Source organism: Cellvibrio sp. PSBB006 (assembly GCF_002162135.1).
Lineage (GTDB): Bacteria > Pseudomonadota > Gammaproteobacteria > Pseudomonadales > Cellvibrionaceae > Cellvibrio.
Genome location: NZ_CP021382.1, coordinates 118840 through 131753, shown reverse-complemented (window position 1 = coordinate 131753; position 12914 = coordinate 118840). Strand labels below are relative to the sequence as shown.

12 protein-coding genes and 6 tRNA genes are annotated in these 12914 nt (G+C 46.9%); 5 read left to right on the top strand and 13 right to left on the bottom strand.

The window, feature by feature from the left end; genetic code table 11:
* Positions 1 to 544: 544 nt before the first annotated feature.
* Both CBR65_RS22650 and CBR65_RS00675 read right to left on the bottom strand, forming a co-directional pair.
* On the bottom strand, positions 545 to 1141 hold the full coding sequence (locus tag CBR65_RS22650; protein WP_369825671.1) for an inovirus Gp2 family protein: 597 nt from the start codon (positions 1139 to 1141) through the stop codon (positions 545 to 547).
* A 408-nt stretch (positions 1142 to 1549) separates the two neighbouring features.
* A complete protein-coding gene (locus tag CBR65_RS00675) occupies positions 1550 to 1762 on the bottom strand; it encodes an AlpA family transcriptional regulator (RefSeq protein ID WP_087465073.1) in 213 nt (70 codons plus the stop codon).
* 370 nt (positions 1763 to 2132) lie between these two features.
* Between CBR65_RS00675 and CBR65_RS00670 the strand changes: the two genes are divergently transcribed.
* Positions 2133 to 2639 (top strand): hypothetical protein, encoded by a 507-nt coding sequence (locus CBR65_RS00670; RefSeq protein WP_087465072.1) that lies wholly within the window; start codon positions 2133 to 2135, stop codon positions 2637 to 2639.
* Between the two features lie 284 nt (positions 2640 to 2923).
* On the opposite strand, the gene CBR65_RS00665 is transcribed toward CBR65_RS00670, so the two are convergent.
* From CBR65_RS00665 to CBR65_RS00650, 4 genes are all read right to left on the bottom strand, one after another.
* A complete protein-coding gene (locus CBR65_RS00665) occupies positions 2924 to 4114 on the bottom strand; it encodes an integrase arm-type DNA-binding domain-containing protein (RefSeq protein WP_087465071.1) in 1191 nt (396 codons plus the stop codon).
* Between the two features lie 180 nt (positions 4115 to 4294).
* Positions 4295 to 4371: transfer RNA gene (locus tag CBR65_RS00660), tRNA-Arg, on the bottom strand.
* Positions 4372 to 4562: 191 nt separating this feature from the next.
* Positions 4563 to 4650 (bottom strand) — tRNA-Ser (locus CBR65_RS00655).
* A gap of 129 nt (positions 4651 to 4779) precedes the next feature.
* A complete protein-coding gene (locus tag CBR65_RS00650; protein WP_232461292.1) occupies positions 4780 to 5463 on the bottom strand; it encodes a nitroreductase family protein in 684 nt (227 codons plus the stop codon).
* A gap of 36 nt (positions 5464 to 5499) precedes the next feature.
* Between CBR65_RS00650 and CBR65_RS00645 the strand changes: the two genes are divergently transcribed.
* Together CBR65_RS00645 and CBR65_RS00640 are read left to right on the top strand one after the other, a co-directional pair.
* Positions 5500 to 6759, top strand: a complete 1260-nt coding sequence (locus CBR65_RS00645) for a hypothetical protein (protein WP_087465069.1) — start codon at positions 5500 to 5502, stop codon at positions 6757 to 6759.
* Between the two features lie 171 nt (positions 6760 to 6930).
* Positions 6931 to 8313, top strand: a complete 1383-nt coding sequence (locus CBR65_RS00640; protein ID WP_087465068.1) for an adenylate/guanylate cyclase domain-containing protein — start codon at positions 6931 to 6933, stop codon at positions 8311 to 8313.
* A 12-nt stretch (positions 8314 to 8325) separates the two neighbouring features.
* On the opposite strand, the gene queF is transcribed toward CBR65_RS00640, so the two are convergent.
* The 3 genes from queF to CBR65_RS00625 are packed head-to-tail and all read right to left on the bottom strand — an operon-like array spanning position 8326 to position 10899.
* Positions 8326 to 9171, bottom strand: coding sequence for an NADPH-dependent 7-cyano-7-deazaguanine reductase QueF (gene queF, locus CBR65_RS00635; protein ID WP_087465067.1), 846 nt, complete (start codon positions 9169 to 9171; stop codon positions 8326 to 8328).
* Between the two features lie 20 nt (positions 9172 to 9191).
* Positions 9192 to 9965 (bottom strand): ABC transporter permease, encoded by a 774-nt coding sequence (locus CBR65_RS00630; protein WP_087465066.1) that lies wholly within the window; start codon positions 9963 to 9965, stop codon positions 9192 to 9194.
* The gene (locus CBR65_RS00625; RefSeq protein WP_087465065.1) at positions 9955 to 10899 is read right to left on the bottom strand and encodes an ABC transporter ATP-binding protein; all 945 of its coding nucleotides are present in this window, start codon (positions 10897 to 10899) and stop codon (positions 9955 to 9957) included. Before CBR65_RS00625 ends, CBR65_RS00630 begins: the two co-directional genes overlap by 11 nt.
* A gap of 60 nt (positions 10900 to 10959) precedes the next feature.
* On the opposite strand from CBR65_RS00625, the gene CBR65_RS00620 reads away from it, so the two are divergent.
* Positions 10960 to 11367, top strand: coding sequence for a PA2817 family protein (locus CBR65_RS00620; protein ID WP_232461291.1), 408 nt, complete (start codon positions 10960 to 10962; stop codon positions 11365 to 11367).
* 79 nt (positions 11368 to 11446) lie between these two features.
* Here the strand turns inward: CBR65_RS00620 and CBR65_RS00615 are convergent.
* The 4 genes from CBR65_RS00615 to CBR65_RS00600 form a co-directional block, all read right to left on the bottom strand.
* Positions 11447 to 11522 (bottom strand) — tRNA-Gly (locus CBR65_RS00615).
* Between the two features lie 43 nt (positions 11523 to 11565).
* Positions 11566 to 11641 (bottom strand) — tRNA-Glu (locus CBR65_RS00610).
* A gap of 59 nt (positions 11642 to 11700) precedes the next feature.
* Positions 11701 to 11776, bottom strand: a tRNA-Gly gene (locus tag CBR65_RS00605).
* A 39-nt stretch (positions 11777 to 11815) separates the two neighbouring features.
* Positions 11816 to 11891 (bottom strand) — tRNA-Glu (locus CBR65_RS00600).
* Between the two features lie 215 nt (positions 11892 to 12106).
* Between CBR65_RS00600 and CBR65_RS00595 the strand changes: the two genes are divergently transcribed.
* A complete protein-coding gene (locus CBR65_RS00595) occupies positions 12107 to 12910 on the top strand; it encodes a hypothetical protein (RefSeq protein ID WP_087465064.1) in 804 nt (267 codons plus the stop codon).
* The last annotated feature ends 4 nt before the right edge of the window (positions 12911 to 12914 follow it).

Here is a 12914-nt window from a genome sequence, read left to right as displayed (position 1 = left end):
TGGGTCCCGAAACATATGTGAATTGACCGCGCAAGATGAGTTATTCATGAAAACATCTCTTCTCGCTTAAACTGTTCAGATCCTTTCAATTTAGCTTGTAATTAAACCTTAAGTTGTCCAATAAGAACATTACGCTCCATTTCAACCTTATCCTCTTCCTGTGCAAGCTTTTCTTCTAAGGAGGGAGTACAGAACGTTAAATCTTCTTCTTATGGCTTGCAGCGATTTACAGGTTGCAGTGATCAGGATCTTATTAATCCAGTGCTGGGGGACTGCCTTGCTTCAATGATCCTTCCCATGACTATCTCGCTTTAGCCGAGGAGCTTCGTAGGCAAGGTCGACCAGCATCTGAGGCAGATCAACTTCGAAACCTATGAAGGCAGGCCATTGAAGCTCTGGCAGCACAGGGAGCTAGCTACCAGGAAATCTATTAGCACTGATAAGGTGTTAACAAGAGTGCGGACAAATCCATCCTTTACTGATAAATAAAATGCCGCAACCCGACGACCAATCTAGGAATACATTAGCTCAAGCGGAGAAAATATCAAACCCTGCTACCACCAAACACATGAAACCCACCATCGAAATCTTTTGTTGCTATCTTCGTAAGGTAACTAGTCCGAAGGAATAACTCTTCTAACTGTTCCCGGCAACCAGAATTTACCGAATATTGGCCCTTAATAGGAAATGGGGCGTAACTAGCTCCCTCCGCAACATGCAGTCCTAATGCATCAGCCCAAGCCTCCCCTATCCTGTTATAGAGGCTGTCATGCTTAGTGGAGAAGCTACCCAATCCTCGAAAAGCATGGCCATTGAACAACAGGAGTAGATGGAAATGAGGTCTACCATTTTTATCACCAACCTCTCTTGCCCACACATAATCAAACTCAACATCATGTACTCGCTGCCCTACACGCTGCTTACTGAGTCTGTATTGCCGAAGCCTATGCCTTAATGCTTTAACGAATGATTGCAGATATTGGTTCGACAACGCTTCCTGCTCAATTGGATGATAATAATGGGGAAAGTGTAGATCTACCCTAACCGCTAAAACCCTTGAGCGCTTCTGAAGAGAGTGTTGAATGACGCTATATAATCTATCCAGGTACTCGACTACTAAACCACCGCGACACCGGAGCACTGGCAGCCCGTTATAATTATCGCCAGTAAACAGCTTTAAATGATATTGGTTTGGAACTCGTTTGTTTGAGGGACTTTGTATCACTTCATACTCCTAAAGATTGGTTAGTCCATATCTTTAGGAGAAGCTGTAAAAGTTTATCGGCCCACTACTCTTGCTTCGCTATTCAGCTAACGACTATTAACTAACCATTCATTGGATTAATTTAATATTAATTAAAATTGATTCACTGATTGTTTATATTAATAATATCCTACATTTGCTACGGCTGCCTGGGTCTAATTTTGCCGTGATCACCGCACTATTTGAGTAATTATTCTACTAATCAGCAGTTCCAAAATTTACAAACTTGGCGACCTCCAGCCCCACCTGATTGGCATAAACAGAGGGGCTCTGCCCCTCTGTTCGCTATGCAATTGCTCGCTCAAAAAACGGCATCCCCGTGTCCCGCTCCTCAATTCGAGCCAATACCCAATCTTGCACTTCACTTTCTACCCAGCCAACCGCTCTATCTCCCAATGAAACTGGTTTAGGGAACCTGCCCTCCCCTACATATTTATAAACAGTCGAACGGGCTAAACCGGTACGCGCCAGCACTTCAGATAAACGAATGATTCTCATGACTACCTCCAATATTTGAGTCATGAAATAGGGGAGCTATGTATTTTTTTACTTAAATTTTGCCCTGCCACGCTTACAAAGCATTGGCCTGAAAGCCTTAAATAACCCCTTATAACTCCAAAAATTAACTGCTCTATTTATTATCCTTGCTTATTTTTAATTACCTTTAAAAATCAGAAAGATAGAAGTTATTATCATTGATAACGTTACTTAATTTATATTAATATCCATTATGTCATGGTTGCTTATTGTGGATATAAGTACTTAGTAACGTTAGTATGTTTTTAATAAGGATTCTTGCTATGCATAACTAAATAACGTTATTGATTATAAATAGTTTTTTTATATTTAAAATATATGGGTAATAGCTATGAAGAATAAATGGCACATCGAGCCAGAAAACGACGATATGTGTAATTGGGCATGTGTCTATTTATTTCATAAATTTGGTGTATTGTTGCCAAGGAAGTGGAGCGAAAGTGACTACGAATATTGCGTAAGAGTCATAAATCATCAGAAGGAGGGAAACGACAGAGATAATCTGTTAAAAAGTATGCAGGCAGCGTGGCGTCAAAAAAAATATAAACAGAAACAAATACTTAAAGGAAAAGTTCCTTGTTCATTTCTGCTCCATGCCTCTACTCATAGAAATCTTGATAGGTTAGCAACAAGCTTTGGTGAAACAATCAATGTGACACTAGAAAGCATCATCAATGGGACCTACCTAAGTGACAAGGAGTACAAAAAGCAGCTACAAGCAGAAAAAAAACAGCGAAAAAAAACAGCTCCAGCCACCCCGTTACCCGACTATCGACAAAGAATCAATGATGTCATAACAAAAAATGCAATAAGCGCCGCACAAGGAGACTATGACTGAAAACTTCTCTTACGCCAGAAACTAACCTATACCCATTAAAAAGCAGACGATCAGCGATAAGCCGACATAAATTCCGTCGTACTCACAAACCATAAAGAAATGGAGAAGCTTTCGAATGGGATACCATGTAGTTATGCAGCTATTTCAGATCCCCCCGATGTAAAGCCTTGCCTTCAACCGTAAATCGCCCGGATAACTCTCTAAGTTTGCATCATCTGCTTGCACTCAGACAGGCTAACGAGACAAGTTCTGATTCACCTGGCACAACAGAAGCCTAATTTTATCTAAACAGTACCGCTATGCCGCAGCCCATCTAGATAATCTGCCCACGCCTGCATCATTTCTTTACGTTGCCTCAAGTGCTTAGTACGGTTGTACGCATTGCCTAATGGGTCTTTAACCTTGTGCGCTAACTGGTGCTCAATCCATTCCGCAGGAAAATCCAGCTGCTCATCGAGAATCGTCCGCGCCATTGCCCGAAAACCATGTGGAGTCATTTGCTCATTGGTGTAGCCGATAGTCCGCAATGCCACCCTGACCGCATTCTCTGACATTGGGCGAGAGGCACCACGGGCAGAGGGAAAGACATAGACACTACGCTCTGTATAGGGGCGCAGCTCCTGCAGGATAGTTAAAGACTGCTTAGCCAACGGAACAATGTGCTGCTTGTCAGTTTTGGTTACCAGATACCGCCACTCTGCAGACCCCCAATCAATGTGGTCCCAGCGCATTTGGCGGATCTCTCCTGGGCGCTGAAATAACAGCGCAGATAGCTGCAAAGCGGCCTTTACAGCAGGAGAGCCTTTGTAACCATCTATGGCAAGTAAAAGCCCTGCAACATCTTGCGGCGATGTGAGGGCGGAAAAGTGTGTGACTTTGGGGGTAGTGAGTGCCCCAGCCAAATCACGGCTTGGGTCGCTGGTGAGCTTCCCAACGTGCACAGCGTAGCGAAATACTTGGCTAGCAGTCTGCTTGGCCCTTTTTGCAGTTTCTAATAAACCGCGTGCCTGGGCGCGATGTAAAACGGAGAGCAGTTCAGGTGGTGTTATCTCGCTAATCGGGCGCTGCCCTAGCCAAGGGAACAAGTGGTTCTTCAGGAGGTTCTTTGTTCGCTCGGTATGGGTAGGTGACCATTTCGGGGAAATAATTGCAAACCAGGCATTAGCAAGACACTCGAAGGTATTCTCATGTGCGGCATGCAATTGCATCTTTTGCAATTTACGCTCGACCATAGGATCACCCCCTTGGGAGATCAGCAGTTTGGCTTCGGCAGACTTGGTCCGCGCTTCTTTCAAACTTACCTCAGGATAAACTCCCAAAGGCATCAGTTTCTCTTTCCCAGCAATTCGATATTTTAATCGCCAATATTTTCCGCCATTGGGCTTCACAAGGAGGTGCATACCGCCTGAGTCGCCCATCTTGTATGCTTTTTCACGAGGAGCAGCGTTTTTAACTTGATTATCCGTGAGTGCCATATCGCCACCTGTACGCTTGGGGGTACCAGATTCAGGGGCCTTTTATATACCCCCAGATATACCCCCAAAAACCTGTAGCTTCTGGGGGATCTTATCGGACTTTATGGGACGGAGTATAAACAAAAAACCCCGCAATTACGCGGGGTCTCGGACGATATTGGACTTCATCGTACTGTAAGGTGGCGCACTCGGGAGGATTCGAACCTCCGACCGCTCGGTTCGTAGCCGAGTACTCTATCCAGCTGAGCTACGAGTGCGTTGTTTGGAGGCGCGTATATTAGTGATCCGATTTAGGGGAGTCAAGCTTTTCATTGCAAAAGAGATGAAAACTTTTCTTATCTTTTTCAATAACTTCCATGAACTGCGAGTTATTGAACAAGGTGCGCAAACATTAATCACTTTGTTTGACGCCAATGAAAAAGCCCGGACCAGCCGGGCTTTTTTAATGTGGCGGTGAGGGAGGGAGTCGAACCCTCGATACCTTGCGATATACACACTTTCCAGGCGTGCTCCTTCGGCCACTCGGACACCTCACCATATAAAACCTTTGCGTCATTCCCAGTTGAATTGCCTCCAACTGCTCGCACGCCTGCGCGCTCGTTACCGCCCCAGAGGGGTTTCTCGAAGGGGCGCTAATGTACACAAGTGATTTATCAAACGCAATCTTATTGCGCAGGCCAATTTGCAAAATAATCATTCGTCGGACGTGGGCTGGCTTTACCCAAGGGACTGGTCGGTGTTCCGATATAAAGGTAACCAATGATCTGCTCGTTCTCCTGCAAACCCAGCCCCCGGATCACTTCGCGATGATAGGCCATGGCACCCGTTTTCCATATGGCGCCAAGCCCGAGGGCGTAGGCGGCTGTGATCATATTTTGTGCTGCGGCACCAGCGGAAACCACCTGCTCAATCTCCGGCACCTTGGGGTTAGCCTGGCAAGTGGCAATAACCACAATGATCATCGGCGCCCGGTACGGCATTTTACGGTAAGAGTCCCGAACTTCCGGCACCAGATCAGGGTCATCGCTCACAGCCGCCGCGCAAAACAGCTCTCCCAGGGCTGCCAACCCCTCTCCCTCGACAACCAAAAAGCGCCATGGTCGCATTTGGCCATGATCGGCAGCACGCAATGCGGCTTTGAATAGTGCTTCACGCTGCTCTGCATCAGGCGCAGGCGCCGTGAGCTTACTGACAGAAACGCGCTGATGAAGTGCGTCCAACGCATCCATAATTACCCCCTCAACAAACAAAAAGCCGATTGTATCAGCCCGCCCGCCAGTAGCCAGCGACTCGCATATAAGAGAAGGCTGTACCATACTCAATGACACGAGCGAAAGGGCCAGGTTCATGCCCGAATCGTCGGTCAAATACTATCGAGAATACCCATGCAGGTATCCAATTACATTCTTGTAGCAGCCTTGGAAGTCTATCTTCTGTTGATGCTGTTATGTGTATTTCTGTTGCTGTATCTCCGCAACCAGAGAAAATTAATTCATCGGCAACAGGGGAAGCTGCGTGAACTGCTGGCGCACCAAAACAAGCTAGCGCCGAGCAGCCACCCGACGCCAGCTCCGGCACAGAAGGCAAACCATTATCGCGAACACCTTGCCCGCCAACTTGAGATCACGCGCCTTCAATACCAGGGTATTACCGGGAACAGTGAGATTACCGCGGCGCAAATGCCCGACGCGCCAATGATGCAAAAAATTCTCGCTCTCCGGCACCAGTTTTTGACAGCGGAAGAATCCGCCGTGTCTTTTGAAGGCGATAAACCCATTGTTCACTGGGACTCACTGGAGCAGCAATTAGCTCATCTGCTAGCCGCTCAAACTGATACAGATGCATTAGAAACTGAGCTGGCAAACTGCAAAAAACGAATTGAGAATCTGGAAAAATTCAAGCAGCTGTTTTTTGATCTCGAACAACAATGGCAAGAAGCCCAGGAGAATGCCCAGGATTACTACCAACAGTTATCGGATATGGCTGAAAGTGTCGAGGACAAAGCTTACTTCACCGACTTGCTTGATCGCTATCACAATGTTTATCACGATGTGCATCAAGGCATGCTCACCGGTCGCCAGACATTGGAGAAAAACCCCGCCGTACTTTATCAAACTGTTCGTGCCACGCGAACAGATCCAACTATTGCCAACGAAATTATCAAGCTGCGCAATGTAGCCGTTGACCAGCACCGCATCATCAATCAACTGCAACGTAAACTGGAGGATGCCAAAACCGCCGAGGAAAAAGAGCTGGCGATACAGGATCTGCAACAACAATTGCAACGACAAATTCGTTTTGTACAAGAGGCTGAAACCTGTGTGAAGCTGATAGAGGATGAGCTGAAAAATTCACAGGAAAAACTCCACCAACAAGAATTCTTGCTCGATAAAGCCCAGGTTACACAAGAGGAAAACCAGCGGATTAAAGAACTCTTACACAACTTTGCATTTGAGAGTAAAACTTTAATGGCGAGTATTATTGAATTGGAACAGGAAAACGATAAATTGAAACTTGCTTTGTCGGACAATCCCAACCTGCAAACCGGCGAAGCGCTAAAGAATCTTCAAGCGGATCATTTGATCCTGCAGACCCAATATGCAGAGTTGGAAGAGAAATACCTTCATCTAAAATTAAAGAAGTAACCCCATGGTTGAATACTGCGCCAAGCAAAAGATTTGGCACTCTACGGCAATAGACTTTTGTCGTGAAAAAACGTTTAATACCAAGCCTTTACATGAATTTGTTGAGGAACAGTCTTTATCTTTAGGGATGGCTACTTATCGGCAGCATAAAACTAAGGTTTTTTATAACAAATGAACAGCAAGACTCCCTCTGTGAATGCCCATACCGAGTCACCTCTACAGCAGTACTACTTCCGGGCGCTGATATGCTTTGCTGCTGCGGGCACCTTGGCATCTCATACAAACTGGGAAGATATAAATCTCTTGTATGTTATTGTCGTCGTCCTGCTGTTGCTCTATCCCTATGCCACTTACCACTTCACCCATAAACGTCCCCCGGAATCGACAACCAGCCTCTTGCGCTGGCTCTCCTATGTCGATGCCGGCCTGATTGGCCTGGTTCTGAGTTTGATCAATTTCAGTATCCTGCCCTGTGTCCTCTTTCTGACAATCATCCAGTTTAACGCACTGTTAAGCGGCGGTATTCGTCGCTGGATGGAAGACAACGCAGCCTTTGCAGCGGGTGTACTGGTCAGCCTGTTATTGCATAAGCCACAATTAATTCTCAGCACCAGTGTGCAGATCAGCGCCGCCAGCCTGATCGGCATTGTGTGTTACTTTCTGGTTCATGCTGTGTATATGCACCAACGTTTTCGCAAATTGGTGATGAGCCAGAAACAACTGGAAAACGAGCAGAAGTGGCACAAGATCCGGGCTTATAAATTTTCTCGCTATCTACCACCAACCGTATGGAAGGCCATCAATCAAGGCCGCGATGAAACCCTGCAAGCCGAACGAAAAAAAATCAGTGTGTTCTTTTCAGACATTAAAGATTTCAGTCAGCTGTCAGAAGAAATGGAAGCTGAGGCACTTACCGATTTGCTCAATCATTACCTGACAGAGATGTCCAAGATCGTGACGCACTACGGCGGCACCATCGACAAATTTATGGGTGACGCCATCATGGTGTTGTATGGCGATAGCAACAGCCAGGGTATAAAAGCTGATTGTCTGCGCTGCGTGTCCATGGCTATCGCCATGAAGAAAAAAATGAAATCCCTGCAGCTGGAATGGTTCAACCAGGGTATTAAAAAGCCTCTGCAAATTCGTATGGGCATCAATACCGGTTTCTGCACGGTAGGCACCTTCGGTACGTCCAGCCATCTGGATTACACGGTACTCGGTACCCAGGTAAACCTGGCCAGCCGCCTGGAATCGGCCGCCGACCCGGATGAGATTCTTATCTCCCACGAAACCTGGTCATTGGTAAAAGACTCGATCATGTGCCGTGATAAAGGCGAGATACAGGTCAAGGGTTTTGCCCTGCCAGTCAAAGTGTATCAAGTCGTGGATTTCCGTAAGGAATTAGGTAAAAACCAGAGTTACTTTGAAGAGCGCGCGGAAGGTTTTTCCATGTACCTGGATCTCGACAAAATCCGCAATTATGATAAAGAAAAAGTTATCGATTCCCTCGAAAAAGCCGCAGAGCGTCTGCGCGATAAAGTGATCGTCTAGAGACTGCCCTGGTTACTGACGAACCAGACGCACTGAGCTCGGCTGCTCTGCCGGTTCTGTGGTGCGAAACGGATTGATATCCAAACCTCCCCGCCGGGTATAACGCGCGTATACACTCAATCGTTGCGGCTGGCAACGCGCCATAATATCCACAAACATCCGCTCGACACAGTGTTCATGAAAATCCTGATGTTCGCGAAATGACACGATATAGCGCAACAATCCTTCATGATCAATCTGCGCACCAGCATAACGAATCTGCACACTCGCCCAATCCGGCTGACCGGTCACCGGGCAGTTACTTTTCAGCAGATGACTGACCAGCGTTTCATCGACCTGGGTTTGTGGATCAACCTGCAATAAGCCAGGCTCGGGATGGTAGGCATCAATAGTTACCGGCAACTCATCAAGACAGCAACCTTCCAGTACCTCAATGTGCATCCATTTGTCAGCAGACAATTTACCATTGAACAATGGCTTGAGAGAAACCTGAACAACGGCTTCCACCGCAGCGGATAAATCTTTTTCCAGTGTTGCGCAAACTTCGGCAGCATCAGTAAACCGGGTTTGATTAAAAGAATTCAAATACAACTTAAACGATTTGGATTCGACAATCGCCTGGCTGGTACAAGGAATCCGAAATTCCGCAATAGCCACAACAGGCTTGCCTCGCTCATCCAGCCAGGAAAGCTCATAGCCAGTCCACACATCAACCCCATAAAACGGCAATGCGTCACCTTTCAACAACAATGATTCACGTGAGGCCGCTCGCAGAATAGGAAACAGGAGTTCGGGCGAATACACAGACACATATTGCGTTTGCTGCCCCAAAGGACTATCGATGATACCGTGACTCATAAAGATAAACTCAACATTGTTTACGCGCGCAAACGTTTACCCACGCGCAGTAGATGTAAACCAATCATAAACAACACTGCCAAACACACCAATAAACCGGCGAATGCGCCTGCAACATTGATATCCGACACGCCCAACATGCCGTAACGAAACGCATTGACCATGTACAAAATCGGATTTAACTGCGACACACCTTGCCAAAAATCCGGCAGCAGATGAATAGAGTAAAACACACCGCCAAGATAGGTTAAGGGCGTAAGTACAAAGGTGGGGATAATAGAGATATCATCAAAACTATTGGCATAAACGGCATTAATAAAACCGGCCAGCGAAAACAGCATGGATGTGAGAACAACAATAGCAACGGTAACCACCCAGCTGTGAATATGCAGATCGGTGAACACCAACGACAACAAAGTAACCAATACCCCGACCGCCAAACCGCGGGCTACACCACCCATACAATAACCGAGCAGAATAATATAATTAGGCGTGGGCGATACAAGAATTTCTTCCACGCTACGCTGAAATTTGGCACTAAAAAACGACGACACCACGTTGGAATAGGAGTTAGTTAACACCGACATCATGATCAAGCCTGGCGCAACGAACTGAATATAGCTGAAGCCATCCATTTCACCGATACGGCTACCAATCAATTTGCCGAAGATCACAAAATAAAGGGCCATGGTAATCGCCGGTGGCAATAAAGTTTGTACCCAAATGCGAGTAAAGCGTTTAATTTCTTTGCGCAGGATAGTACGGAAGGCAATCCACTGTTGATTAAACTCCATCTTTCACCTCCTCCACTGCTTTGTTATTGCTTACCATGGATACAAACAACTCCTCCAGACGATTTGCCTTATTACGCATGCTGATAATGTTGATACCCAATTGCGTAAGTTGGTCAAATAAATGGTTAAGCGATTGACCTTTTTCTATGTCGACCTCAAAGGAATGCTCATCCAGGCGGCGCACCTGATACCCCTTCACCGAAGGCGCTTGCTCAATAACAGCCTGGGTATCAAAAATAAAAACCTCTTTGTTCAGCTGCTGCAACAGATTGCGCACACTGGTATTTTGCACAATCACTCCATGATCAATAATCGCCACATTTCGACAAAGGCTCTCCGCCTCTTCCAGATAATGGGTCGTTAGAATGATCGTGGTTCCGGCCGCATTGATGTCGCGCAAAAAATCCCACATGGAGCGACGTAGTTCAATATCCACACCAGCCGTGGGCTCATCAAGAATCAACAGGCGGGGTTCGTGCACCAGCGCACGAGCAATCATCAGTCGCCGCTTCATTCCCCCCGACAGCATACGGGCCGGCGTTTGCCGCTTGTCCCACAAACTCAATTGGCGCAAATATTTTTCGGTTTGCGCCTTAGCCTGACTGCGCGGCAAACCATAGTAACCGGCTTGCTGCAGAACAATGTCTTCCACCTTTTCAAACATACTGAAGTTGAATTCCTGGGGAACCACACCGAGGAATTTTTTGGCAGCCGAAAAGTCGGCATCAATATCTTTACCGAAGATGTCCACCTGCCCCGAGGTTTTGCGCACCAGCGAACTGATGATGCCAATCGTGGTAGATTTACCCGCACCGTTGGACCCTAACATGGCAAAAAAATCGCCGGGCGCTACATCCAGGGTGATCCCCTTAAGCGCCTCAAATTTGTTGTCATAGGTTTTACGAAGATTTCTAATCGAAAGCGCAGCTGTCATAATAGCTCCATCACATTTACCACAATCATGCCTCGTGCTGAATCAACCGTCAGGCCCGCCATGTCAGATACAAAGTCACCTGAACAAGACTATCAACTATACCACCTGCAACTCTTGCATGCGTTTATTGAGCAAATCGAACAGCAACCACCTTTCACGGCTGTTGATTGCAGCGAAGATGACCAACAATTTCTGTCAGATGTAAAGTCACTGCATCAACAGATCGGCCAGGATTTTCTCCACACCGGCCAATTACTACTGTGCCGGGTAGTAACGTCATATCCACACCTCATGCCACTACTCTATCGCGACCTGCTCTGGTTTTTTGGTGGTGACTGTCTGCATTTTATGCCCGATGAAGAAATAGCACGCTACCAGCAGCTTGATGAATTGCGCCATGAAGCGATGCGCGCAGGAAAAGATTTTTCGTACCGCGACGAACGGGCCAAATGCTTTGGCTTACATTGATTTTTAGTAACCATTAACAACCAATAGCAAACGACTAAAGGTAGCAACTAATTAAAGGGCAGATATAAAGAGGAGAGATTGGAGCGGGAAACGAGACTCGAACTCGCGACCCCGACCTTGGCAAGGTCGTGCTCTACCAACTGAGCTATTCCCGCTTATTGGTACACCCGAAAGGGTTAATGCTGACATGTCCGGGCGTGGCGTCCCCTAGGGGACTCGAACCCCTGTTACCGCCGTGAAAGGGCGGTGTCCTAGGCCACTAGACGAAGGGGACAACTATTCTGCAAAGCAGAGAAAGCACACATTCGGACTAGATCTGGATAACACTGATATTGGAGCGGGAAACGAGACTCGAACTCGCGACCCCGACCTTGGCAAGGTCGTGCTCTACCAACTGAGCTATTCCCGCGTATCAGTTGCTCTACCTGAGCTGAAACTTTCCTGAAATTGGCGTCCCCTAGGGGAGTCGAACCCCTGTTACCGCCGTGAAAGGGCGGTGTCCTAGGCCACTAGACGAAGGGGACCCAGAAACCTTCTGTCATCAGCGACGTCAGAAGTGGGGCGCATTCTAAGTAGGGAAGGATGCACTGTCAACACTTTTACTTCTTTTTTTATAACAGTGGAAACAAGCACTTAGCGAACCACGACACAACTTTTCGACATAAGGGTGCGTCGCGCTTTGGTGCTATACTTTGAGACGTGTGTCATATTTTAAAGCTTGATAAGCAGCCGTCTACCTATGTCCATTTATATCGTTTCATCCATTATTTTACTTCTGGTGCTTTTGGCTGCCTATGCACTCATATCGCAAGCTATTGAAAGAAGACGAGTTCATCAAAAAAGGTTGCTAACGGCATTGAAAGTGCGGCAGCGCAACTTCCGCCACATGCTCACTGGCTTTCCCCCTCATTTCCTCAGTAGCGATCTGACAGCCGTCGTGTACCGGGCATTGATCGATACATGCGAACAATTGAACAAACTTGAGCCCCATGACGCAACCCATGCCGCTGACTTGCAGTTATTGACGGACCAGCTCAATGCGATCAAACAAACAGCCAACACACAACGCGTGCGATTGGAAAATCCCGAACAAATCAAGGAAATCCGCCAACATTTGCAGGAGTTGTATCGCTTTGTTGCCCAACAGGAAGCGCTCAAAGCGCTAACCAAAGTTCAGGCCGCTGCGTTTACTGATCAAATCAAACGTCTGGCACTACAAAGCTCGGTTGATGGCCATGTCGCCCAAGCCAAAAAAGCACAGCAACTAGGTAAGCCTCGTCTGGCGGTTCACTATTACGGGCTTGCGCGTAAACTTCTGCTACCCGAAAACGCCAACCATGCCTACGATAAACAAATTGCGCAGCTTTCAGCTCTCATCGACAAACTCGAACAAAAAGCAACACAGCAGACAACAGCCGATGTTAATAGCGAAGAAAAAATGTCCGCCGAAGAAGACCCCAACAAAGCCCCTACATCGCTGAATAAAGAATGGGACAAATTCGGGGATGAGGACGAATGGAAGAAAAAACAACTTTACGATTAATCGG